General features: G+C 45.8%; 24 protein-coding genes and 3 tRNA genes. 9 read left to right on the top strand and 18 right to left on the bottom strand.

Annotation, left to right across the window (positions count from 1 at the left end):
- Nucleotides 1–10 precede the first annotated feature (10 nt).
- Nucleotides 11–610, bottom strand: coding sequence for a DUF8183 domain-containing protein (locus AC0S1O_RS06260; RefSeq protein WP_475393468.1), 600 nt, complete (start codon nucleotides 608–610; stop codon nucleotides 11–13).
- Between the two features lie 79 nt (nucleotides 611–689).
- On the opposite strand from AC0S1O_RS06260, the gene AC0S1O_RS06265 reads away from it, so the two are divergent.
- The gene (locus AC0S1O_RS06265; RefSeq protein ID WP_475393469.1) at nucleotides 690–1,181 is read left to right on the top strand and encodes an RDD family protein; all 492 of its coding nucleotides are present in this window, start codon (nucleotides 690–692) and stop codon (nucleotides 1,179–1,181) included.
- 1 nt (nucleotide 1,182) lies between these two features.
- Here the strand turns inward: AC0S1O_RS06265 and AC0S1O_RS06270 are convergent, their stop codons facing one another.
- Both AC0S1O_RS06270 and hsp20 read right to left on the bottom strand, forming a co-directional pair.
- A complete protein-coding gene (locus AC0S1O_RS06270) occupies nucleotides 1,183–1,620 on the bottom strand; it encodes an ArsR/SmtB family transcription factor (protein ID WP_475393470.1) in 438 nt (145 codons plus the stop codon).
- 2 nt (nucleotides 1,621–1,622) lie between these two features.
- Complete coding sequence (gene hsp20, locus AC0S1O_RS06275) at nucleotides 1,623–2,177, bottom strand: archaeal heat shock protein Hsp20 (protein WP_475393471.1); 555 nt, start codon at nucleotides 2,175–2,177, stop codon at nucleotides 1,623–1,625.
- Nucleotides 2,178–2,388: 211 nt separating this feature from the next.
- On the opposite strand from hsp20, the gene AC0S1O_RS06280 reads away from it, so the two are divergent.
- Nucleotides 2,389–3,645, top strand: a complete 1,257-nt coding sequence (locus tag AC0S1O_RS06280; RefSeq protein ID WP_475393472.1) for a DUF401 family protein — start codon at nucleotides 2,389–2,391, stop codon at nucleotides 3,643–3,645.
- Nucleotides 3,646–3,764: 119 nt separating this feature from the next.
- On the opposite strand, the gene AC0S1O_RS06285 is transcribed toward AC0S1O_RS06280, so the two are convergent.
- Nucleotides 3,765–3,839: transfer RNA gene (locus AC0S1O_RS06285), tRNA-Glu, on the bottom strand.
- A gap of 89 nt (nucleotides 3,840–3,928) precedes the next feature.
- Between AC0S1O_RS06285 and AC0S1O_RS06290 the strand changes: the two genes are divergently transcribed.
- Nucleotides 3,929–4,603 (top strand): HAD family hydrolase, encoded by a 675-nt coding sequence (locus tag AC0S1O_RS06290; RefSeq protein WP_475393473.1) that lies wholly within the window; start codon nucleotides 3,929–3,931, stop codon nucleotides 4,601–4,603.
- On the opposite strand, the gene AC0S1O_RS06295 is transcribed toward AC0S1O_RS06290, so the two are convergent.
- Complete coding sequence (locus AC0S1O_RS06295; protein WP_475393474.1) at nucleotides 4,593–5,414, bottom strand: hypothetical protein; 822 nt, start codon at nucleotides 5,412–5,414, stop codon at nucleotides 4,593–4,595. The genes AC0S1O_RS06290 and AC0S1O_RS06295 overlap by 11 nt on opposite strands.
- A gap of 4 nt (nucleotides 5,415–5,418) precedes the next feature.
- The gene (locus AC0S1O_RS06300) at nucleotides 5,419–6,006 is read right to left on the bottom strand and encodes a response regulator transcription factor (RefSeq protein ID WP_475393475.1); all 588 of its coding nucleotides are present in this window, start codon (nucleotides 6,004–6,006) and stop codon (nucleotides 5,419–5,421) included.
- Between the two features lie 111 nt (nucleotides 6,007–6,117).
- On the opposite strand from AC0S1O_RS06300, the gene AC0S1O_RS06305 reads away from it, so the two are divergent.
- Entirely contained in the window at nucleotides 6,118–6,969 is an 852-nt protein-coding gene (locus AC0S1O_RS06305) for an SPL family radical SAM protein (protein ID WP_475394481.1), read from the top strand.
- 39 nt (nucleotides 6,970–7,008) lie between these two features.
- Complete coding sequence (gene rbcL / locus AC0S1O_RS06310; RefSeq protein WP_475393476.1) at nucleotides 7,009–8,280, top strand: type III ribulose-bisphosphate carboxylase; 1,272 nt, start codon at nucleotides 7,009–7,011, stop codon at nucleotides 8,278–8,280.
- Between the two features lie 11 nt (nucleotides 8,281–8,291).
- Here rbcL and AC0S1O_RS06315 read toward each other — a convergent pair whose 3' ends face one another.
- Nucleotides 8,292–8,840: a CBS domain-containing protein gene (locus tag AC0S1O_RS06315; RefSeq protein WP_475393477.1), complete on the bottom strand. Its 549-nt coding sequence runs from the start codon at nucleotides 8,838–8,840 to the stop codon at nucleotides 8,292–8,294.
- A gap of 84 nt (nucleotides 8,841–8,924) precedes the next feature.
- On the opposite strand from AC0S1O_RS06315, the gene AC0S1O_RS06320 reads away from it, so the two are divergent.
- Complete coding sequence (locus AC0S1O_RS06320; protein WP_475393478.1) at nucleotides 8,925–9,548, top strand: hypothetical protein; 624 nt, start codon at nucleotides 8,925–8,927, stop codon at nucleotides 9,546–9,548.
- Here AC0S1O_RS06320 and AC0S1O_RS06325 read toward each other — a convergent pair.
- Nucleotides 9,521–11,089, bottom strand: a complete 1,569-nt coding sequence (locus AC0S1O_RS06325) for a tRNA uridine(34) 5-carboxymethylaminomethyl modification radical SAM/GNAT enzyme Elp3 (RefSeq protein ID WP_475393479.1) — start codon at nucleotides 11,087–11,089, stop codon at nucleotides 9,521–9,523. The two genes, AC0S1O_RS06320 and AC0S1O_RS06325, sit on opposite strands and share 28 nt — an antisense overlap.
- A gap of 159 nt (nucleotides 11,090–11,248) precedes the next feature.
- Between AC0S1O_RS06325 and AC0S1O_RS06330 the strand changes: the two genes are divergently transcribed.
- Nucleotides 11,249–12,328, top strand: coding sequence for a type I restriction endonuclease (locus AC0S1O_RS06330; RefSeq protein WP_475393480.1), 1,080 nt, complete (start codon nucleotides 11,249–11,251; stop codon nucleotides 12,326–12,328).
- An 85-nt stretch (nucleotides 12,329–12,413) separates the two neighbouring features.
- A complete protein-coding gene (locus tag AC0S1O_RS06335) occupies nucleotides 12,414–13,121 on the top strand; it encodes an NUDIX domain-containing protein (protein ID WP_475393481.1) in 708 nt (235 codons plus the stop codon).
- On the opposite strand, the gene AC0S1O_RS06340 is transcribed toward AC0S1O_RS06335, so the two are convergent.
- From AC0S1O_RS06340 to AC0S1O_RS06385, 10 genes are all read right to left on the bottom strand, one after another.
- Complete coding sequence (locus AC0S1O_RS06340; RefSeq protein WP_475393482.1) at nucleotides 13,111–13,536, bottom strand: NusA-like transcription termination signal-binding factor; 426 nt, start codon at nucleotides 13,534–13,536, stop codon at nucleotides 13,111–13,113. The two genes, AC0S1O_RS06335 and AC0S1O_RS06340, sit on opposite strands and share 11 nt — an antisense overlap.
- The gene (locus AC0S1O_RS06345) at nucleotides 13,536–13,823 is read right to left on the bottom strand and encodes a 50S ribosomal protein L30e (protein WP_475393483.1); all 288 of its coding nucleotides are present in this window, start codon (nucleotides 13,821–13,823) and stop codon (nucleotides 13,536–13,538) included. The genes AC0S1O_RS06340 and AC0S1O_RS06345 overlap by 1 nt, the downstream gene beginning before the upstream one ends.
- A 5-nt stretch (nucleotides 13,824–13,828) precedes the next feature.
- Nucleotides 13,829–15,373, bottom strand: coding sequence for a DNA-directed RNA polymerase subunit A'' (gene rpoA2, locus AC0S1O_RS06350; RefSeq protein ID WP_475394482.1), 1,545 nt, complete (start codon nucleotides 15,371–15,373; stop codon nucleotides 13,829–13,831).
- Nucleotides 15,374–15,379: 6 nt separating this feature from the next.
- Entirely contained in the window at nucleotides 15,380–18,067 is a 2,688-nt protein-coding gene (locus AC0S1O_RS06355; RefSeq protein WP_475393484.1) for a DNA-directed RNA polymerase subunit A', read from the bottom strand.
- The gene (locus AC0S1O_RS06360) at nucleotides 18,064–21,669 is read right to left on the bottom strand and encodes a DNA-directed RNA polymerase subunit B (protein WP_475393485.1); all 3,606 of its coding nucleotides are present in this window, start codon (nucleotides 21,667–21,669) and stop codon (nucleotides 18,064–18,066) included. Before AC0S1O_RS06360 ends, AC0S1O_RS06355 begins: the two co-directional genes overlap by 4 nt.
- 9 nt (nucleotides 21,670–21,678) lie before the next feature.
- A complete protein-coding gene (locus tag AC0S1O_RS06365) occupies nucleotides 21,679–21,933 on the bottom strand; it encodes a DNA-directed RNA polymerase subunit H (protein WP_475393486.1) in 255 nt (84 codons plus the stop codon).
- A 23-nt stretch (nucleotides 21,934–21,956) separates the two neighbouring features.
- Nucleotides 21,957–22,030 (bottom strand) — tRNA-Lys (locus AC0S1O_RS06370).
- A gap of 132 nt (nucleotides 22,031–22,162) precedes the next feature.
- Complete coding sequence (locus AC0S1O_RS06375; RefSeq protein ID WP_475393487.1) at nucleotides 22,163–22,828, bottom strand: diphthine--ammonia ligase; 666 nt, start codon at nucleotides 22,826–22,828, stop codon at nucleotides 22,163–22,165.
- Nucleotides 22,825–23,187: a diacylglycerol kinase gene (locus tag AC0S1O_RS06380; protein ID WP_475393488.1), complete on the bottom strand. Its 363-nt coding sequence runs from the start codon at nucleotides 23,185–23,187 to the stop codon at nucleotides 22,825–22,827. The genes AC0S1O_RS06375 and AC0S1O_RS06380 overlap by 4 nt, the downstream gene beginning before the upstream one ends.
- Nucleotides 23,188–23,210: 23 nt before the next feature.
- Nucleotides 23,211–24,053, bottom strand: a complete 843-nt coding sequence (locus AC0S1O_RS06385; RefSeq protein WP_475393489.1) for a DMT family transporter — start codon at nucleotides 24,051–24,053, stop codon at nucleotides 23,211–23,213.
- A 78-nt stretch (nucleotides 24,054–24,131) separates the two neighbouring features.
- On the opposite strand from AC0S1O_RS06385, the gene AC0S1O_RS06390 reads away from it, so the two are divergent.
- A tRNA-Thr gene (locus tag AC0S1O_RS06390) sits at nucleotides 24,132–24,233 on the top strand.
- Nucleotides 24,234–24,275 lie beyond the last annotated feature (42 nt).

Here is a 24,275-nt window from a genome sequence, read left to right on the forward strand (position 1 = left end):
TCCATCACCTTCACATATAGCCCTTTATATCCTTATCCATACTCTTCATTATCTCATCCACAATCTCTTCAGCGTCCTTCTTCTTTAGCCCAACCCTATTTATTAGGAAATTCACCACATCCTCCCTCTTTGCACCCTCACTGAGCCGTTCCTTAACGAGCCCAACGAGTCTGGCAAACAACTGATCCTGAAACTCCTCCTCAAGGTCAAGGGCGCGAACCATCATGTACATTCCCGTAACCATGGCCGCTATTGAATCTTCAAAAACACCCTTGTTAAAGTACTTCTTACCAAGGTCTATCTGAAGCACAACCTCCTCATTTATGCCCTCAAGGGCAAATTTCAGGTAATCCGCACTGCCGTTTAGCAGGAGCAGGGCCCTGGCAATCTTCAATCTCTCCTTCGTATCTTCAACAGCAGTTTCTATGCCCGTGTAAACCCGCAACCTTATGAAGTTCTCATCCTCAGAAACATAGAGAATGAATGGGATTTTCGGATGCTGGGCCACCAAGGTATTGTTTTCCCTCTCAACATTCCAGGGCAGGTCAACAAGGTCCTGAGCATCATCGTTTCCCTCCCTAAGCCATTTTTCAATCTCGTCCAGAAGCATGATTGATTAGATTGAAAGAAAGTATAATAAACTTTCCAACGAGAAAAATATTTAAGGAGCAAACATTATATGCCTCCGTATGCAAACTGGCTTTGACATCATGGAGTACGATTCTGCACTTCGAAATCTCTGGGCAAGGAGAATTGCTGCAAGTTTTGTGGATTTTATCATAACCCTCGGAATTGCTTATACACTGGGATACTTTTTCAAATGGAACATGGGGATGGTAATTTTTATGTGGCAGGGCATAATATGGTTCATATACTCTGTGATTTTTGATACAATAAACGGAAAAACCCCTGGGAAGTACATATTCAAACTTAAGGCCGTATCATTCATAGGCTCTCTGGACATATGGAAGGCCATAGGGAGAAATGCAACGAAATTGAACTGGGTAATATACATTGCGGACATAATCGCGGGATTGAGCACCGAGGGAGAGCCAAGACAGAGATATTCAGAGCGAATTTTGGATTGTCTCGTGATCTCCGATTTCAGGTTCAGAGAGGAGAGAAAAACAAAAACATTAAGGATAGAAGAGGAAAAGGAGGAGTTTGAGCTCCCCGAATAATTTATATTCTCATCATTTCCCTGAGAATTCTCTCCTTCATCTTTATAAGTTCAACTCTTCTCTTTTCAATCTCGCGCAGTTCTCTCTCAATGTCTTCCAGCATCTTGCCAAAATCTTCAACTTCTATGCCCTCAGAATCTTCCTCAATGGGATATTCACGTATTTCAAAAATCCCGGGAGCAACGTCTATAACTATTGAAAAACCCCTGTGAACCTCGTAGAGTTTTCTTGGAGGCCCCATTTCGCTTTTCTCTGTGCCTGCCCTTCTTATTATGTTTGACCTCTCCAGGACCTCAAGGTGCTTCACTATTGCCTGCTGGGACACCCTCAACTCCTTGGCCAGCTGAAGGGCATACTGGCGCCCCTCAGCCAGCCTCTTGAGTATCTCCCTCCTTGTCTGGTTCTCGATTGCATTCAGAAGTTCATCTATGCTGCTCATTTTCACTTTACCTTTATCTTCTTGCCCTTCTTCTTTCTCGGTTCGGCCCTCTCAAACACCACATCCAGTATTCCATTCTTGTACGTTGCCTTGGCTGAATCTGGCTTGACCTTGGCTGGAAGTTCCACTTCCTTGTAGTACTTACGCTCTGGAGTATCAACCTTTATTGTGAGCACGTTATCCTCATCATTCAGATCCAGTTCAATGTCATCCTTGTTCACTCCCGGTATTTCGGCTGTTATGCTCACCGTCTTATCATCTTCCATCACATCCACAAGGGGCTCACGGTAATCCTCCATGCTCTCCTCTCTTATGCCAAATCTCCGAGGTACGTTGCCAAACTCCTGTATCTGCGGTTTACCATCAGGACCTATGCGCATGCTGAAACCGTAAACGTAAGGACCCTTGATCTCTCCCCTTCCAAAATCGCGCATTATACGGTTCATCCACTCCTCCATTCTTCTTATCTCCCTCTCAATGTCAAAGCCAAAGAAATCGTCGTTGAAGAAATCCCTATCCCATTCATCGTCCCTATCCCTTCTTCTCTTCCACACCATTTTTATCACCTCCAGTTATCAACTTTTAGTTCACAACCATGCTTATTGAAAACTCATATATAAATTTTTCTGGGAAAGTTTATATGGGCGATTCGCATATTAAATAATGGGAAGCGCATCCCATCCCTTCTGGCATACTTCTTTTATTTTTTTGTTTTAAAAAATTGTATGAAGGTGCAAATTATAAATATGCCTTTCCCATAACCACATAATGACTCCCACCGAGGGCTTCCTGCTGATACTGGTGGCCATATTGATAATCATCGTACTTCCGAGATTCAAGGTTCACATAGCCATTGCAATAATGATAGGTGCACTGTTCCTTTTGTTTGCCCTCGGTGCACAATGGGATAAGGTGCTCCTTGCACTTCTTAACTGGCATAATTTCTGGAGAATAATAGTCATCGTGTTCCTTTCACTGCTCATCGTTGCCCTTATGGAGAAGGTTGGGTACCTGAATATGATGGTAAACGCCGTTAAATCCCTGGCCTCATCCCTGGGATCTTCCATGGTCTCAATATCCGCCTTCATAGGGCTACTTCCAATGCCAGGAGGTGCCTATGTTTCCGCACGACTCGTTGATTCACTTGCCAAGGAGATGTCCTTGAATCCCCTGGAAGCCACATCCCTAAATTACTGGTTTCGCCACCTGTGGGAGTACTGGTGGCCCCTATATACGGGAGTCATCGTTGCCTCCGCAATATTCAATGTGACCATTCCTGATTTTGTTATTCACATGTTCTTCCTCACAATACTTGCAATCACCGGCGGATACCTGTTCATATATTATCCAATAATGAAAAGAAAGAACATAAGAAAGGAGAGAATTGAAAAGGATCGTGGAAGGGAATTCGGGAGATTGCTGTACTCTGCCTGGCCAATACTGGTAGTAATGCTCCTGACACTGGTTGGAATTCCCGTGCCTACCAAGGGAGGTGTGGAGATCCAAAGGGTAGATCTTTTTTACTCCCTTCTCGTGGTTGATCTAACCCTAATAGGAATTCTGATTTACAGGGGAAGAAAAAAAGATGCCATATACGGACTGAAATTCGCCTTAAAGCCGACATTTTTAGGTGTGACCTTTGCAGCACTTTTCATGAAAATCGCCGTGCTCCAGACAAATTCCATGTACTACACCTATGAGTTCTTCAACATTTACCACATACCTGCATTTGTGGTGATAATCATACTCCCATACCTTGCAGGACTTATGACTGGGGTAACCGTTGCCTACGTGGCCGCCACGTTCCCCCTGCTTTTGCCCTTCATAGGTACCCCTCCAAGTTTTGCAGCCATAGCACTTGCCTACGCATCCGGATACGCGGGACATCTGACCTCTCCTGTGCACCTTTGTCTGGTACTATCTGCTCAGCACTTCAAGGCCGATGTTTACAAGGTAATAAAAAGGGTAAGTCCTGCAGTGGTCTTTGTGGTGGCCATAACCCTACTGATCTATTTCCTGGCTTAATTCCTTTTCAAACCTTTTTACCCTCTTAAGAAAAATTTAAAGTGCATATAAAAGTTCCTTCCGGGTAAAACACTTTATGGGAAGAGGGTAGAGGGAGAAACCGTAGGTGTCTCCTCTAGTGCTCCGGCCGGGATTTGAACCCGGGTCGAGGGGTTGAGAGCCCCTAATGCTTGGCCGGGCTACACCACCGGAGCATGTGCAATGCCCGTTAAGGGCGTATAGGCACTGGGCATATAAAATTTTCTTTGCAAATTGTTAAAAGGATGAGATGCATGCCCCAGGCATGGATGTGTTCCTTGATATGACCGGTACGATAACAAGTATGGAGAGCGAGAATTACGCGTTTTACAAGATGTGTGAAGCCATTAAGAAAAGATTTGAAATTGATATGAGCGCAGAGCAGTTAATGGCTCACATCCTGGAATTCAGAAAACCCTACATGGACAACAGGGAAAAGATTTACCATCCTATAAGAAATCTCATAGTAAGAGCCGTTGAGAATGTGGTTCCAAAAAGACTGTGCTCCAACGATGTGTTCTGGATAATGGACGCCTATGCAAATTACCATGCGAGATACGTAAAACCTGACGAGGGGTCATATGAGGCACTTGAAACAATAAGGAGGAGAGCAGAACACCTTGGTTTGATCACCGATGCGGATAGACCATACACAGAGAAGGTGCTTAAAGCGATGAATATATACGAAATGTTTGATAGCATAACAACCGCAGAGGATGCAGGAGTGGGCAAGCCAAATCCCAAAATATTTGAAATAGCTTTGAAAAATTCGAAGAGCAAGCCGGTAATATATGTGGGCGATAATGAGAGGAGGGATATTCTTGGAGCCAGAAGGGTTGGTATGATCACCATAAAGGTGGGAAAACCCAGCGATCTGGCGGATTACAATGCCAAAAACCTACTTGAGGCTGCAAAAATAATTGATTCGCTCACTCCGTGATGTTCTCCACTATTTTCTTTCCCCTATCCGTTATCTTGACCAGGATTATTTTCTTTATCAAACCCATATCCTGCAATTTATCCGTTATCCTCTTGAAATCGTCTGGGGTGAGATGATGCTTTTGGAGGATTTCATTTACAGAGGCGCCCTGGTTCACAAGCAGAAGCACGAGTTTCTCAATTTCGGTCAGCTTTGAAAGTACCTGAGAGTACACGAACTCCTCAACAAGAAGGTTGAGCAGTTGCCAGAAGAAATCTCGCTTCAATGGTGGCGTGACGAGGTATATCTCCGTTATCTTATCATCTCTTTTCTCCTTAATGTATATCACGCCCACATTTGAAAATCCGGTGGACATGGATCTCCTCTCTATATTTGCTATCTCCTGCGCATGTACTGTGTAATTTACAGGCGTGAAGACAATGTCCGAACCGCTCACACGCATGAATCCCTTGCCCCAGTTCTCCCCTATTTTATAACTGATAAGGATGTTTGAAGTTAGAAGTATTAAAAGCGCCTTTTTGAATCTTCTTATACAACTGCCGTAACCGGAAAACAGGGTATAGAGTTTCTCTTTTGTTATGATGTCCACATATTCTATGAGAAGAGTAGAGCGCCCTTCCTTTATTGCTGGCAGAGTTATTCTCTTATCCACACTCAAAATCGCAATGATGGGTATTTTATACTCCCTATCACCAATAATTATGATCTCCCTCTGGGTAAGGTAGATTTTACCCTTTTTCCACTCCTTATCGGTATAGACTATGAACCCTCGGCCGTAGGGATGTATGAACTCTACCTCACAATCGACCATGGCACTACCTCTTTACGGTGAGATATACCTCGTATTCCTCACCTACACGAACATCTTTGACATCCACATCATTGCGCTCTTTAAGCATGTTTAGAAATTTCCTCATCTCATCAATGTTCTTGAATGAGAACTTCAGCATACCCCCTGAATAATCGAGGGTATCAACCACTTCCAACGCACGCTCTGCATTGAGGGCTTGTTGCACCGGCTGTTCAATTACCCTTTTATACAGGATCTCGTTTATCTTGCTCTCCAGTTCCCCCAGTCTGAAGGGTTTGACGAGGTAATCATCTGCACCTGCCTTCATCGCCTCTATCACGGTATTCAGGTCCTTAACCCCGCTGATGATTATTATGGCCACATCCTTTGAATGCTCTCTTATGGACCGAAGCATATCAAGACCGTTCACGTCCGGAAGCATCAAATCTAAAAGAATGACATCAAGGCGTCTTGCCTTTTCTATCATACCCATGGCATCCCTGCCCCTATTTGCCACCATTACATTGAACCCACGCTGGGAGAGATATGTTTTTATTATATTGCTAAGCTCCCTGTTGTCGTCCACAAGCAGAACGTGGAGGCTATCTTCCATGATGGAAAAATAAGTTTGATTGTATTTATTTGTTTTCCACACATTATCATTTTTGAAAATGATGCACAATAGAACTTTATATAGGGGATACCATTGAGTTTCGTGTACTATATGCATGTATTTGACCCCTGGAACTTCCCGCTATGCACATGCCCAAAAAAGTACACTGTGGATCCCTACACGGGCTGTGAGCACAGATGCATATACTGCTACATAACATCCTACATTCGGAATCCATGGAGAGTGCGATCAAAAAGGGATTTTCTTCGTCTTTTTGAGAGGGATTTGAAGAATGCAAAACTGAAGTTGCCGGTATCAATGAGCAATTCCTCGGATCCCTATCCAAGCTTGGAGAGAGAGTTGAGAATAACCAGAGGGGCATTGAATCTTATGCGGAGACACGATTTTCCCCTCCTAATGCTCACAAAATCGGACATGGTGGTTAGGGATATTGATATCATTGGGAGCATGAGAAGTGTGGTTGCCATAACTATAACCACGCTGGATGAAAATCTCGCAAGGAAATTGGAGCCCATGGCCCCGAGTCCCGAGAGAAGATTGAGGGCCCTTGAAAAATTGAGTGATGCGGAAATAAAAACGATGGTGCGGGTGGATCCAATAATACCCGGTATAAACGATAATGAAGAGGAGATAAGAGAAATAATGAAGGAATTTGCAGATATTGGCGTCAGGCAGATCATAAGCTCCACCTACAAGGCCAAGCCCGATAATTTCAGGCGCGTTGCCGGAGTTTTCAAGGATAAAGCCAATTATCTCCGAAGGATATACTATGAAAATGGAGAGATGGTGAGGGGGATAAGGTATGCTCCGAGAGACTTGAGATACAAGATTCTAAAAAGAATACGCGACGCATCCCTAAAATATGGCCTGGATTTCTCAGTGTGCCGGGAGGGGTTGCCCCTGAACACCGCGGCCACATGCGATGGTAGCCATATGCTCTAAAACGATGGAATTAAATTCCATAAGAGCATATATCCTTCCATGACCTACATTGAGTTGGATTACGAGCCTGATGATAGCGATTTGCTCGTGTGGTTCTATGCAGAGCCACCTGCCGGAAAGGATATGCGCTATGTTGCTGATCGCATTGCCGAGGAATCTTCAATTGGTACATGGACAGATTTAAAGACCCTCCTTCCGGAGGTTTGGGAAAAGCTACGTGCAAGGGTCTACGAGATAGACGAAAAGAAAAAATTTGTGAAAATTGCATATCCCCTGCATCTCTTCGAAGTTGAGAATATGCCGGCCATACTTGCCAGCATCTCCGGTAATGTGTTTGGAATGAAGAGTGTTGAGAATCTTCGTGTTCTGGATATAAGATTTCCGGCTGAACTGATTAAGAAATATCCCGGTCCAAGGTACGGTGTTCCCGGGGTAAGAGAGATGACGGGTGTGTATGACCGTCCATTTCTGGGCACAATAATCAAGCCAAAGATAGGTCTGCCGGCGAAGATGCATGCGGAGGTTGCCTACGAGGCCTGGGTTGGCGGGCTTGACATCGTGAAGGATGATGAGAACCTTGCGTCTCAGGATTTCAACAGATTTGAAGAGCGCTTATCACTCACTCTTGAGAAGAAAGACCTTGCAGAGGAGGAGACGGGTGAGAAGAAAATTTACCTGATAAACATAACCTCGCCATATCGGGAGATGATACGCCGTGCTGAACTTGTGCAGGATGCAGGCAACGAATTTGTTATGATTGATGTTGTAATAGTGGGCTTTGCATCGCTTCAGAGCTATCGCAAGGAGGGATTCAAGATGGCAATCCATGCGCATCGTGCAATGCATGCTGCAATTACTCGAAATCCGCGGCACGGAATAAACATGCGCACCCTCGCGAAGATTTACAGATTGCTTGGAGTGGATAATCTGCACATAGGCACTGCTGTTGGCAAGATGGAGGGAAGTGCAGCTGAAATCTCATCCATTCGTGAGGAAATACAGATGAATTCAGTGCCTGCCAGCGATGACAGATTCCCTCAAAACTGGGAAGGAACAAAATCGGTGCTTGCAGTTGCCTCAGGTGGGCTTCATCCCGGGCATGTGTCAGCGGTTGTGGACATTCTCGGCAGAGACATAGTAATTCAGGCCGGTGGCGGCGTGCACGGGCATCCTGAGGGAACAAGAAAAGGTGCCATTGCAATGCGTCAGGCGCTAGAGGCTAAAATGCTCGGTGTGCCAGCAGAGGAGTACGCAAAGGAGCACGAAGAACTGAAAAAAGCGCTGGAGAAATTTATGGGGTTGAAGTATTAATCTCCTAACTTTTATTTGCCGAATAGGTCAACCTTCGTAACTATCCCTACGAGCATACCGTTATCAAAGACAAGCACGGCGGGATACTGCTTCAGAAGTGCAAGCACAGCATCAATCTTCGTATCTCTCCTTATAACAGGTGGTGGAGCACTCACAACCTGGCGAACCAGTGCATCTGGAGCATTCCTTCCAAATTTTTCATAGGCTTCAAGGATATCGCTCTCAGTTATCATACCTTCAAGCCCCGCATTTCCAATCACAGGAATCTGACTTATGCCAAACTCCTTCATAATATCTATGGCTCTTTTCACGGTATCTCGCGGAGATATGGTGATCACATTTCGGGTCATAACATGTTCAACCTTTTCAATCTCGCAATTTCTCTCTCCCTCTTCCAGTGCCTCAGATAACTTCCTCATCACCTCGTAGGATGGATTCATACGGCCTCTTTCAATCTTGGCTATGGCCGATTGGGAAATACCGCTTCTTCTGGCAAGCTCGCCCTGAGTCCACCCCAGCTTTTTTCTCCTGTCCCTTACTGCCGATACCGGTGGGAGCATAGAGAGCCATGGAGAGCACATATTTATTCTTATCGGAATTTTTTTGTCAGAATAATTGATAAACTATGACAAAAATCACCAAATATGAGTGGCAAAGGAGATTTGGATGAAAGATTCTGGAACCTGGTTGCAGAGTTAGGCTATCCCTCAAGCCCGAAGGGAATAGAATACGGCTCAAAGAAATACAAGGTTTATATGGAAATAAAGTGGATATGGAGAATCGCAAAGGCCCTTCATCGGGGAGAAAGGATTGGCTGGATTGCAGGGACACACTATTCTATGAAATCTCGTGAATACCAAGGGGTATATCTCGTTGCAAAATATGTGCTTGGAGGATGGAGTAAATTAAAAGAGACATTTGTGGAAAATTTAGAGAGAGAATACAGCAGGAGAAAATTGAGCGTTGAGGGTGCAAGAAGAGATCTTGAAAATTTGAAAGCGTGGGCCAGTGCAGGAGGCAAAATCACTGGGGAAGATGTGGGAAAAGTTATTGCGTATTTGAAGGACATAGAGGATTGTTTCAACAGGAAGATGTGGAATGATGTTGAGAGAATCCTTTCTGTGATTGGCATTTCTGAAGAAAGAATAGTGTCTATCAGAAGGGAATTTACCCGCTTTATAGAAAGATTGGGGAAGGAGATGGAAGAAATCAGAAAAGATGCGGGAAGGATATGTAAATCTCATATGCTTGCCAGTGAGTGCCCCTGAATTTTCTTTGCCATGTAAGGTCCGAGACGCTCGTATCCAAGCTTGCGGTAATAGTTTCGAACACCAACCCCGCTGATAACAATCATTCGCTCCATTCCCCATTCCTCTTTAGCGATTCTCTCTGCCTCTTCCATCAAACTCCTCCCGAATCCCCGGTGCTGCCACGCCTTCTTTTCTCTCTCTCCAACGGGAACTTCCTTGCCAAACACCTTTACCTCTCGCACGATTGCAGCATCTCTTGCCTCAGGTCTATGGGCAAACTCGCTGGGAAGACGAAGGCGGAGGTACGCTGCCATTGAGTCGTAACTCTTATCTTCATAGGATAGAAAAACCTCTCTGCCACGGGAGGCATCGTAGTCCCTGCGCACCATTTCAAAATCCTCGCCTCCTTTTCTTCCCACTTCTCTACACCTTATCTCCGGGCATCTTATTTTTCTCTTTTTCATTTCTCTCATAACCAGTGCTCTCAAATCCCCGCGCTTCACGCCCGCTTCTATAAACTTCGCCGGAATATCCCTCTGTATCCTCTGTATCCTGATCCATGGGGGTACGATGCTTATAACTCTAACGAGGAGTTCAACCATTTCATCAAGGGAGTACGGCTCATACTCTCCTCTTTTCCACATCTCGTAGAGTTCAGTGCCCTTGACCACCAGCGTCGGGTATATTTTCAGCATATCCGGCCTGAAATCGGGATCTTCAAAGATTCTCCTAAATGCCTGAAAATCCCTTTCAGGTGAGCTTCCTGGCAGTCCGGGCATCATGTGGTAATTGATCTTGAACCCAGCATCCTTTGCCAGGCGAGTGGATAATACGCTCTCCCTCACGGTGTGCCCCCTCTTAACAAATTCCAGTATGTCATTGTACACAGTTTGAATTCCCAGCTCCACGCGCGTGGCTCCGAGATGGAGAGCGAAGTCAATCTCCCTTTCCATGAACCAGTCGGGACGCGTTTCCACGGTGAGCCCGATGCATCTATTCTTTGCGTTTTCGTTTATGAGGTGCGCTTCTTCCAGATTTTTAGCATCAACCCCATTCATGGCATCAAAAGCACGTTTGACAAACCATTCCTGGTATTTTTTGGGGCGAGCTGTGAACGTGCCCCCCATTATGATGAGGTCAATCTTGTCCGTGGGATGACCTATTGCGTTTAATTGCTCGATCCTCGCTCTCGTTTGCTCGTAGGGATCAAAGTTGTATTGCGCTGCCCTCAATGCCGCGGGCTCGTGCCCCGTGTAGCTCTGCGCCGTGCCCTTATCCGGGCCGCCGGGGCAGTAGATGCATTTCCCATGTGGACAGGGAAACGGTGAGGTCATGATGGCAACGATGGCCACTCCGCTTAGCGTGCGAGATGGTTTTTTTACCAGTATGTGCTTGTATTTTTCCACAATATCCGCCGGTAGATTTCTCATTATATCCGAGTTGCGGGGATTGGGAATGTGATATTTTTTGGCAATTCTGCTCTTCCACCTTTCCAGCTCCTCCTTGCTCCTTATCTTCCCGGCGCGAAAGGCCTCCTCTATTTCCCGATAGAAATCCACGCTTCGCCTATACCTTGCGGGATTTTAAAGTTTTTCTAATAGAAGCGGAAGTTTTTTATTATCAAATGATTTTTGTTTTTACAATGATATGCAAAATATCTGCAATTATACGTGAAAATTTTAGAAGATATTTAATAGAGTTTCCAGGAGTTGATAAAAATGAATAATGAATTGCTTGAATTGATAAACAGCTTCAAAAGGGATAGGCGCCTTTTGTCATTTGATGAGGCAGCCACAAAGCAAGCTGTTATTTTAAGGATTTTAAAGGCCCTTGGGTGGGATCCATTTAACATAGATGAAGTTCATCCAGAATACTCTCTCGGCGGTAAAAGAGTGGATTATGCGCTAAGATACAATGGTAGAAATAAGGTATTCATTGAGGTAAAGAAAGTTAGCGAAGATTTAGAAAAACATCAAGAGCAGCTTTTGAGTTATTCTTTTCAGGAGGGAGTCAAACTCGCAATACTCACCAATGGAATTAGCTGGTGGTTTTATCTACCCTTGAGAGAGGGAAGTTGGGAACAAAGAAAATTCTATACAATTGAGATTTATGATCAAAATGCGGAAGAAATTGTTAACAAATTTGAGGATTTTCTATCAAAGGAAAATGTTATCACCGACAAAGCAATAGAAAACGCAGAGAATCTATATAAAAGCAAGCAGAAGCAATATCTCATAGAAGAAACACTTCCAAAAGCATGGAATAAAATAATAACAGAACCCGATGAAGGTTTGATAGAACTATTAGCTGAAACTACAGAGAAGTTGTGTGGTTATAAACCTGATACCAAAACAGTAGAAAAGTTTTTAATAAAATTCACCCAGGATACTCTATTGGATTCCAAAAAGATAAACTACGTTCAAGATCATAGGAGATTCTCTAATATACAAATCCTAGGCTCCAATGACAATAAAAAATACACTGGAAAATCAATAATAGCCTTTACATTCAGGAACAACAGATATCCTGTACGCTCTTGGAAAGATTTATTAATAAAGATTTCTCATCTTATGCTTTCAGCTCATAGAGAGCAATTTGATAAAGTTTTAAATTTGAGAGGGCGAAAAAGACCCTATTTCTCAAGAAATCCTAATGAGTTAAGGGCACCTGAAAGAATAGATAACACAGATATTTTTGTGGAAACAAATCTCAATGCCAATAAAATTGTAGATATTTCTAAGAATGTTATTGCACTCTTTGGATATACAGATAATGATCTCTTAATCGAAACTAGATAAAAATCGAATAATTCCAAAATTAGGCAATTTAGTACTATATACTACACATCGAAACTTTGAAATTCTACGAGGAGATTTGTGAAGTATGCAAATCAGGTATCGCTTCTGGTTTGAGACAGATCGGGGTTATGTTTTCGGGCCCGGCGCATATCAACTTCTCAAAGAGGTTGAAAGAACTGGCAGTCTGAGACAGGCAGCCAAGAAATTGGGCATGTCCTACAGACATGCCTGGGGTATGATAAAGGAAATTGAAGAAAATCTCGGAATGAATATCATAGTTTCGAAGCGTGGAGGAAAGGAGGGGGGCGAGAGCTCTCTCACTGATGAGGGGAAAAAACTTCTTAGAAGATATGAGAGGTACGATGAGATCTTTGCATACATCGTAGAGCACCCCTACAAAAAACCATCGCTCACCGTGGACGGCATACTTGTGGAAGATGGAAAGATATTGTTGATAAAACGTGGGAGAGAACCTTTTAAAGGCATGTACGCTCTTCCCGGTGGATTCGTGGAGTACGGAGAAAAAACGGAAGATGCCATCGTGCGAGAGTTCAAGGAAGAAACCGGGTTGGATGTGCGTATTTCCCGTCTTGTTGGAGTGTATTCAGATCCAAAAAGGGACCCAAGGGACCACACGGTTACAATTGTGTACGAACTTAAAAAAATAGGGGGTAGTTTACGTGGTGGAGACGACGCTACCCAGGCACTTCTATTTCCGCTGGATACCCTGCCACCCCTGGCCTTCGATCACGAAAAAATAATTCAGGATTATAAAAATAAAATCAGTAAATGACTATATTTTTCAGGGGAAAGTGCCTCCCTATTATCTCCTTGGCCAGCTGCAGGTTGCGACCACCCTTGCCAATTGCCCTCGCCTTGTCCCGTGGGTCCACAAAAACGGATATGCTAAACTGATTATCCACGTTTTCAACCTTTATGTTTCTCACCTTGAAACGATGAAACACGCTGCGTGTAAATGCGATAATGTCTGGAGAGTACTCGACGACCATTACGTTCTTTTTAATTAAATTCCTCACAGTCTGAATTTTTGCTCCACCATTTTCAAGGGCCCTTCTCAGATTGCGGGGATACACAACGAAAACGACGAGATCGCCCTTCTCAATGCAATCCTTGACCTGGGCATTGGTGGCCGCCTCGAATATTGAAATGTAGCGAAGTGTCTGTGCATCCAGCGTTATGTTTACCATCATTTCACCATTTTCAGGAGCTTACCCTCTCCCTCATCCACTATGGTGAGCACGGAGACGTTAAATGGCTTACCGCAGAAGGCCCCGAGCTCAAATCCATCTCCGTCAAACATTATCTTCGGTATGCTCCACTCCTCAACTTCCTTTCTCTCCGGACAATTATCTGCCACTATGAGCAGCTTTGCTTCTCCGCTTTTAACGGCCTTCCTTGCTTGCTTTATGCCAAAATAAACCTTGCCAGTTGTTAGCACCTTTTTGAGTTCTTTTCTTATATCTTCCCTATTCATCTACCTCACCTCTTTTTGGGTTTATACACCAGAGTCACAGCACCTGTACCTAGAGTAACAGGCTGACCCACTATAATATTTTCCGCCACGCCTCTCAGTTTATCTTCCTCTCCCAGTATTCCAGCAGTCAGGAGATGCTTTGATGTTATCTCAAAGGCAGCCCTTGCCAGAACGCTCTCCTTCTCGCCTGCAATTCCATGCCTGCCTATGGCCTCGACCGTTCCATTGTATGTCATCGTATCAGCAACAAGCATTATATGGCGAATATCCACATTCAAACCTTGCTGGTGCAAGGTGTTCAATGCCTCTTCAATTATGGCATTTCTGGCCGCTTCCACTCCAAGCACATCAGCGATCTCGATTATGTTGTTTGTTCTCGTTCTGGCAGCATCCACCTCTTCAATATCAAGCACATCACCAAGATTTGAACCCTGTGTGTAAATAACCCATTCACTATTGTCCTGACTCTTTCTGACTATCGCCCTTGTTATGCCCTTTATACCGCGAAGGGTCAAACCCTTTATGTTCTCACTGAGTAGGTAAAGCTTCTTGTAGGATGGTTCAGGCAACTTGATCTTTATGCGATCTCCTTCAATTTCTACGGTCAATTTCTGAATCTTTAGTTTGCCCAAACTCTCCACAATGTCCTCCTTCTTCACTCCCCTTCCTTCCATCTTCCTCTTATCCGGCACAATTATCACGGACATATCCACAAGACTTGTAATCACATCGGCCACATCTATTATCTCCGTGCTTTCAATTTTCTTTGCCACTTCCTTGACTTTATCCTCATCCTCCCTTATGCCCTCCCTGAGATGTATCTCCATAACGGGGGTAGAGGGCATGCTCCTTGCATCCACGATTTCTATCAACCTCGGCAAACCGAGGGTAACGTTCATCTCTGCCACACCCGCATAGTGGAAGGTTCTGAGGGTCATCTGCGTACCTGGCTCTCCAATACTCTGCGCAGCCACAATTCCAACAGCCTCATAGGGATCCACAGAGCGTTTCCTGTAAACCTCAACAGTTCTTTTTATAACCTCGTTAAATTCCTTCTTGTTTAACCCATGCTCGCTCTTTGCCTGAAGGAGTTTCTGGATGATGGATACTGGAAGTTTGATGCCATACTCATCCTCAATTCTCTCCTGAAGAGCCCTTTCATCGTCACTGAGTTCCTCAAATTTCTTTATTTTTATCTCACCCCTCTCTTCAAGTTCCCCATAGGAGAACTTTGTGACCCTTTTCAAATAGGTACCATCTTCTTTCTTGAACTCGGAAAGCGGAATGGCTGATATGTCCTGAACCTCCTCAATTTTGAGAAGAGTTTTGAGTTTTTTTGTTGTTTTCTTGACTATTCCCTTCAAACTCTGGTAGGGCTTTATTTCTGTGATTTTTACCCTGTAGTTTACCTCTGAGCCCTTCAGGGTGATGTACCCGTAGATGGGTAATTCCACCTCTCTCTTTATTTCAAAATCCACCGCATAGTACACGGGAACGTTAAGGCGAATCTTGTCAATATTTTCACTTTTGTCTTTCCATATTATGCTCATGCCCATTTACTTCCGCCTCCTCACAAGGTATTTATCGCCAAGAACATCCGTGAGAATCTCGTCAATATCTATATTTTCCCCTCCGGAGCTGCGGGTGGGATCCACTCCGTCCTCTCCGTAGAAGAATTGAACCACATTGCCGCCCGTGTCAATCACCTTTCTGTCCTCTGTAACCTTGAGATCCTCAAGGGCATTTATTAAGCGACGCTGCATATAACCTGAGCGGGACGTACGCACAGCCGTATCCACCAAGCCCTCACGGCCACCCATTGAGTGGAAGAAATACTCCGTGGGATTCAATCCCTTCTTGTATGATGATTCCACAAATCCACGGGCCTTGGCACCAAGATCTCCACGCTTGAAGTGAGGAAGCGTGCGATCCTGATAACCGCGATGTAATCTTTGTCCTCTCACAGACTGCTGCCCTATGCTTCCAGCCATCTGAGATAGGTTCAGCATAGATGCGCGAGCGCCGCTCCTGGCCATTATGACCGATGAGTTTTCCAATCCAAGGTGCTTGCTTGCAATCTTACCCGCCTCATCCCTCGCATGGGCAAGAACCCGCATGATTTCCATTTCGAGCGTCTCCTCCACGCTTCTACCCGGGGCAGGCTGCAGCAGGCCCTGCCTGTAAAGCTCAATCAACTCATCCGTTTTCTTCATACTCTCCTGAATGATTTCGTGAATCTGAATTATGGCCTCCTCAGGAATATCCTCGTCATCTATGCCCGAAGTGAAACCGCGATAGGAGATTACACCCACAGCCAGACGAGTCATATCGTCTATGAACTTCCTGGCAATGTTACTTCCGCGCTTGGCAATTCTATCAAGCAACTTACCCTTCATTGACCCAATGGCGTTCTCGTCAATTGTACCTGCAACCAATTTTCCGTTCCTTATGATCACGTAGGCATCTATGGGGCACTTCTCGTAAACGCATTTGTTTTTACAAACCGATGGATCGCAGATCTTGCTCTTGAACTCCATGTTCAGGTCCTTTGGAAGGATAAGGGAAAACAGGTCCTTTCCATAGTAAAACTCGTTGCCATTTTCATCCCTATGTGGCTCTGGAAGGGAATCGTAGTCAAGGTAAGAGAGAATATGTATTGCCTCCTCCCTGGTGAATTTCGGATTCTTGTGCGTGAGTAAAAACATTGCAGTTATGTGATCATGGAGCCCACCAATTATCGGGCCTCCGAACCTGGGAGACAGGATATGCTCCTGAACGAGCATAAGAATCTTCGCCTCGGCCCTGGCCTCCTCACTCTGCAAAACGTGAAGATTCATCTCATCTCCGTCAAAGTCCGCATTGTAGGGCGGGCAAACGGCGAGATTGAAACGGAATGTTCTCTGCGGGAGTACCTTCACAAGGTGACCCATCATGCTCATCCTGTGCAATGAGGGCTGTCTGTTGAAGAGCACAATGTCCCCATCTATCAGGTGCCTCTCAACAACCCATCCAAGGTCTATCTTTTTGGCAACCTCCTCGGCATTGCGCTCTGTGATTCTTATCCTCCTTCCATCAGGGCGAATAACATAATTAGCACCAGGAACGTACTTCTCCCCCTTGGGATTCGGTCCACGCCTGATAATCTCCCGCATTTTCTCTATGTTATACTCCGTGACCGTTATGGGCACCGTGAGTTCCCTTGCGGCTGCAATGGGCACACCCACCTCATTTATGGAGAGAAATGGCTCAGGGGATATGACAGTACGGGATGAAAAATTCACACGCTTTCCAGACAGGTTGGAGCGGAACCTTCCCTCCTTACCCTTCAGACGCTGCACCAGCGTTTTAAGGGGTCTCCCGCTGCGGTGCCTTGCCGGAGGTATGCCGGAGGTCTGGTTATCAAAGTAGGTGGTTACATGGTACTGGAGCAGTTCCCAGAGATCCTCGATGATCAACTGAGGTGCACCACTATCCCTATTTTCCCTCAACCTCTGATTTATGCGTATTATATCCACCAGTTTGTGGGTGAGATCGTCCTCGCTCCTCTCTCCAGTTTCAAGGGTAATTGTTGGACGCACGTTCACTGGAGGTACAGGCAAAACAGTTAGGACCATCCATTCAGGTCTTGCCGTTTCGGGGTTCATACCCAGGAGTGGCAGATCCTCATCCGGAATGCGTTCAAGCCTCTCGCGTATCTCCTTGGGCGTGAGTTTTCTTCCCTCTTCCCTGAACGTCGTGGGCTTATCAAGAGTGATTTTCTTCTGCTCCGCACCACAGTGGGGACAGATCGGACGAGAGGACGCATCGTCAATTATCTTCTTTGTGATGAATAGAAGTTCAAGGGGAGATGCACCCATCTTCTTTGCTTCCTCAATCTTCTGCTTGTATATCTCTATCTCGTCATCCTTCAATTTTATTCTACCGCACTCACGGCAGGTGGCATCAAGGTAATTCTTTATGTTCTTCACAAAACCCACATGGATTACGGGCATGGCCAGTTCAATGTGTCCAAAGTGGCCGGGGCACTCATCAACCTTACCACCGCAGGTCTTGCATCTAAGCCCTGGTTCTATAACGCCCATATGCAGGTCCATAAGACCCTTGTCTATGGGAAAGCCGTCATCATCGTAGGTGTCGGCAGTTATGACCTTTACGGCGCTCATTCTCCTTATCTCTTCAGGAGAGAGTAGAGCAAATTTTATGGAGTTTATCCTCTTTGTGAGACCGAAAATGTGCCTGCTCATTTCATATCACCCACCTTCAAACGCATGATTACTCCAAGGGACGCAAGCTCGTCATGCATCAATTTGAACGCATAACTCGTCTCTATGGGATAGATGTTGGTGGTGTTTCCACAAACGGGGCAGCGAAGTATACCGCGCTTTCTATCAAACATCGCTATGTGTCCGCATTCCGGATTACCACAAACATATAGCACGGTACCATCAGAATTATCAAGCAGACGATCCTTTATGACCATCGCAGCCCCATGACCTATGAGAGTATCCCTCTCCATCTCTCCAAATCTCAAACCTCCCAGCCTCGAGCGGCCTTCTGTGGGTTGCCTGGTGAGAATCTGAACGGGACCGCGGGATCTTGCGTGGAACTTGCCAGCAACCATGTGATGCAGTTTCTGATAGTAGATAACGCCTATGAATATCTCCGCCTCAATTTTTCTCCCCGTTATGCCATCGTACATTATCTCCTTTCCGTTGTACTTGAACCCGTTTCTAACAAGAGCCTCCCTTAGAGCCTTCTCAGGCTCTCCCTTGAAAACGGTGCCATCCACAAACCTACCTTCAAGAGAGCCAACCTTGCCTCCAATCATCTCAAGTATATGCCCAACGGTCATCCTTGAAGGTATGGCGTGGGGGTTGATTATGAGATCCGGAATTATGCCACTCTCGGTGAATGGCATATCCTCCTGGGGCACTATGGCCCCGACAACGCCCTTCTGTCCATGGCGAGAGGCAAACTTATCACCAAGTTCAGGAATGCGCTGGTCTCGAACCTTAACCTTAACAAGGCGAGAATTATTCTCACTCACGGTGAGAAGCACGGAATCAACCCAACCCTCCTCCTCTGGACGCATTGTAACACTGCTCTCTCTGCGTTTCTGTGGACCTAGCAATTCGGCCTCCTCTTCAAGGAACCTGGGTGGCGAGGTCTTGCCTATGAGCACGTCACCACCCTTTACGTACATCTCCGGAGATATGAGTCCATCCTCATCCAGAAGTTTGTAACGCTCCTCGGTCATGGCTCCCCGCACATCAGGACTAGGAATTTCAAAACGATCCTCCTGGCCACCGGGATAGCGGCGCTCCTCGCTCTTGTAGGTTCTGAAGAATGTACTGCGTCCGAATCCGCGTTCCACAGAGGCCTTGTTCATCACTATTGCATCCTGCATATTGTAGCCATGGTAGGATATTATGGCAACCACGGCATTTTGTCCCGCGGGTCTGCGCATAAAGTTCACGAAGTCCATGGTCTTCGTCTTTACGATTGGTGCCTGTGGATAGTGCAAAAGATGTCCCCTGGTATCAGGTCTGCGACGGTAATTGGCGGCAGGTAAGCCCAGCGATTGCTTGAGCATCGCCGCACCCATGGTGATACGGGGTGATGAGTTGTGATGTGGATAGGGTACACAACCAGCGACCGCCCCGAGTATGAGCAGTGGATCTATCTCCAGGTGTGTATGCTCTTCCGTGAGTTTCTTCTCCACCTCAAACTCTGCCCCACAGTGCTTGCACTTCAAGGTTACAAGTTCTCCCTCCCCGGGATTGGCCCAGAGCACATCCCCTCTGCCCAGCACACGGTTGCAGTGGGGGCAGCGTTCTGGAACGTCGAAAGCGTAAACGGCGATGTAGGCATTTTCCTCCTCTTCCGCATCTATCCACTCTATAACTCCCTCGTGAACAAGGTCGTCAACATCTATCTTGCCCCTCTCAAGGAGTTCTCTGTGGCGGGAGGTGTACTTTATATTTCCATTCTCAACCACAAGCAGAGGTCTCCTTATCCTGCCCTTATCGCAGTTAACCATTACCTCCTGCGTCCTATCGTCGTACCTGACATTGATCTGATGCGAGATCAGACCCTTTCTCCTCCGGGCGCGAATCTCATCTGTGAGGGCTTTTCCATCCTCATGATAGCCCACAAGATTTCCGTTGAGATAGACCCTTGCAAGATTTCCGGTCTCGTGCTGCCTGTCTTCAACCCCCAGATCTCTGAGAATCTTAAGGGCCTTCTCCTCCGGATAGCCCTCAGATACATCAATTATGAGTGCAGCGTTCTTCACCAGACCGCAGTTCTGCCCCTCAGGAGTTTCATTGGGGCACAATCTACCCCATTGTGTTGGGTGCAGGTCCCTTGCCTCAAAGTGGGGCTGTGAGCGGGTTAATGGAGAGATCACACGCCTCAGATGGCTGAGCGTGCTCATGTGAGAGGTCCTATCCAATAACTGCGAAACACCCGTTCTTCCTCCAACCCAGTTTCCTGTGCTCATGGCATGCATTATCTTCTGGGTGAGCACATCCTGTCTGATTGAAACGCGAATTCTTATGCCCTTCTTCCTGTTATAGGTTCTCTCCAGTTGGTACTTCAGATCCTTCATAAGGGCCTCGAAGGCCATGCGGAAGAGATCCTCCAGCAAATCGCCAGAGAGTTTGATGCGCTTGTTTGCAAGATGGTCCTTATCATCTTCCTTTCTCAGACCAAGATGAAGTTCAAGAATGCGCCTGGCCATTCTGCCAAGATAATAGGCCTTCTTTATCCTGTCCTCCTTATCCGTGCCAAGATGAGGGAGCAACGAAGAATCAAGAATCTGAGATATCTTCTTCTCCCTGTATTCCTTGGCTTGACCTGCGGCGAATCTCTTCTCCAGATACTCTATGGCATCCTTTTGAGTGCGAATTCCATTGGGAGGATAGAGTTTATCGTTTTCGACCTCCTCAATGTTGGCCAGTGCAATAACGCTCATCTTTTCATCACTGACTATTGCCTTGTAGATATCCTCGTCCCTTTCAAGACCAAGGGCCTTCATTAGAATGACAAGAGGTATGGTGCCGGCCACGGCAGGAACGGACACCACAAGAATGCCATCGTTCTTCTTCTCCATTATGGTGAGAGCCCTGTAGCCACGACGCTGGGAGAACACCTTGGCAGTCTCAACCACCGTATTGTATCTCTCATTCTTTTCCACGAGAACACGGTTTGGAGCGAGGTCCTCAAGGGATACAAGAACGCGCTCGCTTCCCCCTATGATGAAGTATCCACCAGGGTCATCAGGATCCTCACCAACATACTCCAATTTCTTTCTGTAGGACCAGTTCAATATGCTCTTGTCCTTTGAAATTGAGTCAAGGTAATCATCAATATTGTCCTCGTGAAGCGTGCATATCTTCGATTTCACCATTACTGGAAAATCCCCGATTTTCACCATCTCTGGCTCCTTTTCAAGGCATCCAGAATCGTCGCATTCCACCACCATTATTTGCAGGTACAGTGGCGCCAGGTAACTCATATCCCTCAATCTTGCCTCCATGGGGGTTATCTGCACCGTGGCACCTGTGGCCTCCTTTATCTCAGGCTTTCCTATCTTTATCGTGGGAGTTATGCCATCATTGTACTCATTTTTCCTGCCAAATATTATCTTTATCGTCTTTCCCCCCGTCTTTGTGCGATCAAGAGTTATGACTCCAGGGGGGTCCTCATCCGTAACCTTTGTGGTATCCACAATTTCCTGCATCACGCTGTTGGGATTATCGGGCGTTGGAATGAGATCATTGTACGAGGCAATATGGTGATTTACCACACTTTTCCTAAATAACACATCCACAATTGTATCCATAAAACCACCTTAATCTCTCACCACAACCCTATAGACAATCACGCGGCCTGCAGTTGGGCTCTTTCTCACAATTTTTATAAGGCTTCCGACGGGAATATGCCCGTACTTGCGCTCCAGAACGCGAAGAACTGCATCGCTCTTCTTTATCCTTGGGAGGTTTTCCTTCTTCACACCTAATTCATTCAAAATTTTCTCCTCCTCTTCCTCTGGCACCAAGTAATGCTCCGGGACAAGTTCGTGCTCGAGCACGTTAAATCTCACCATTTTTTCATCACCTCATGAGGACACGGGCCTGCGGGGAATCGAACCCCGGACCACCTGGTTAAAAGCCAGGTGCTCTACCAAGCTGAGCTACAGGCCCATTGGGTCAGCCCTACATATGGCGGACATATTTAAAGTTTACCCTGATTCAGGGCGCATCCCATTACTCCCAATGGCATGATTTTAATTAAATTTTTCTCATAATTTGTTGCCACCGCCAGATTAGGCAAATTTAAAATATTTTTTGGTTGAGAGTTATGCCCCTTATCTCGATATTTCCACGAACGCCGTCCCAGATTACGTCAAAATCTTCAACCCGGATGCTCATCTTGAAAAATGGTGCATCGAGCACAAAGGTTTCATACTCCCCTCCCTCCCCGCTCACGTTTATCCTGTACCTGCGTTCCATTTCCTGGAGGGAGCGAAGCACATCATCATCCAGTATTCTACCGAGAAATCTCTCATCAAGACCGTAGGCGGCCACGGCCACGATCATTATCTTGAAATCCGCCAAGAGCATATCTCTTAAGAGCAAATTCTGGTCCTTGCCCCAGAGGGGCGCGTAGGAGAGCATTCCAAGTTCCGTACAGACCTCCTCTATCTTCGTTTTCTGAAAATTTGAGGCAATGGCACCGCTTATAACAGCATCCACATCGTAGAGAGATAGTACATTCCTTAACTCTTCAACACTGTCGCCTATGGAGTATATGTCCTGCGGAATTCCCATTGCCTCTGCCTGGTACCTTGTTCTATCAATTGCAGGCACATGGTACATGTATGAATCCTCCCTCTTGGGGTATATGGTAACGAGTTTCTCGATGTCAAATCCCTGCTGCATGGCAAGGTATATTGCATAGGTTGAATCCTTGCCCCCTGAGAAAAGTGCAATTGCCCTCATCTTAAAAGCCCCATTATTCTCGGAAGGAATATTAGCACACCGATTGCAACAGCAAATGCGGCAGCCACGAGTACAGCGCCTGCGGATACGTCCTTCACAACCCTTATCCTTTCATCGTACTTACCATTTGAAAGAATATCCATAGATTTCTCTATGGCCGTGTTTATGAGTTCAAGCCCAAATACCAGGGCAGAGATGCCAATGATCATGGCAAACTCATCTGCAGAGATTTGAAAATAAAGCCCAAAAACTAAAACGATGAGAAATATTCCAAACTGAATTCTCAAACTTCTCTCCCCTGTAAATGCGAATCCAATGCCATCAAGGGCGTGATGCACTGCCCTCAAGAACCTACCCATGAACCGTCATTTGAATGCATTACTTAAATCTTGCCAAATCTGGAGACGTAGAGGCAAACACCCAGAATTATGGCACCTCCAAATATTGTGCGAAGTGTGGGTACCTCGCCGAGAATGAAGAATGCAAGAATTATCCCGTAGAGTGATTCAAGGGTGCCTATTATACTCGCAGTGTTTGCCCTTACTGCTCCGAGGGAATGAATGAACAGCGTGTGGGCCAGTCCTGTGAAAATCACACCCAGGGCAAGGAGATAAAGGAAATCAGAGGTGGACAATTTAAATGGGAAAAGGAAAACGGAAGGGAGAAGGAATATGGCTGCAAAGAAATCCTGGTAGAAGGCGAGTTTCAAACTGGAATGCTCCTTCACGTACTTCCTGTTCACTATTGTGAGCAGGGAAAAGGCAAATCCGGATAAAAGGCCCCATAGAGCACCCTGGGTGTAATGATTGGATATACTGAGGGATGGAATGATCAAAGCAACGCCTGAAAATGCAATAAATGAAAGAATCACGCTCTCTGCATGAATTCTCTCTCCAAACACCACAGGTTCAATTATCGCCGTAAATATTGGAAAGGTTGAATAGGTTAAAAGGCCTATTGCCACCGTGGAAATCTGAATGGAGTAAAAGAATGTGCTCCAGTGCAAGGCAAGAAGGAGACCAAGAATCGGAAGAAAGATTTTGGCATCACCCTCAATTCTCAAACCCACTCCTCTATATAAAAGGAGCAGGAGGAGAAATGCGGAGGCAAACAGAACTCTGCCAAGAACAATCAGCATTGCCGGCAGAGATATCATCTTCCCGAATAAACCTGCAAATCCAAACAGGAAAACGGCAATGTGCAGCTCTGCAAGTTCCCATCTCAATGATTGAGTATTTGCAAACCCATATTTCACCTTTCCCATCGAAAAGGATTTATAAGCAAATCCAATTTAGCCTTGAAAGCCACCGTAGCTTAGCCCGGCAGAGCGGCTGATTCGTATAAGCCCTTTAGAAAAGGGCTTCGAAATATCAGCAGGTCGGGGGTTCGAATCCCCCCGGTGGCTCTTCTGACTTCTATTTTTTAGATAAGTTGAGGAACAAACCTT

It is taken from the genome of Candidatus Aciduliprofundum sp. HYA1, assembly GCF_056175085.1.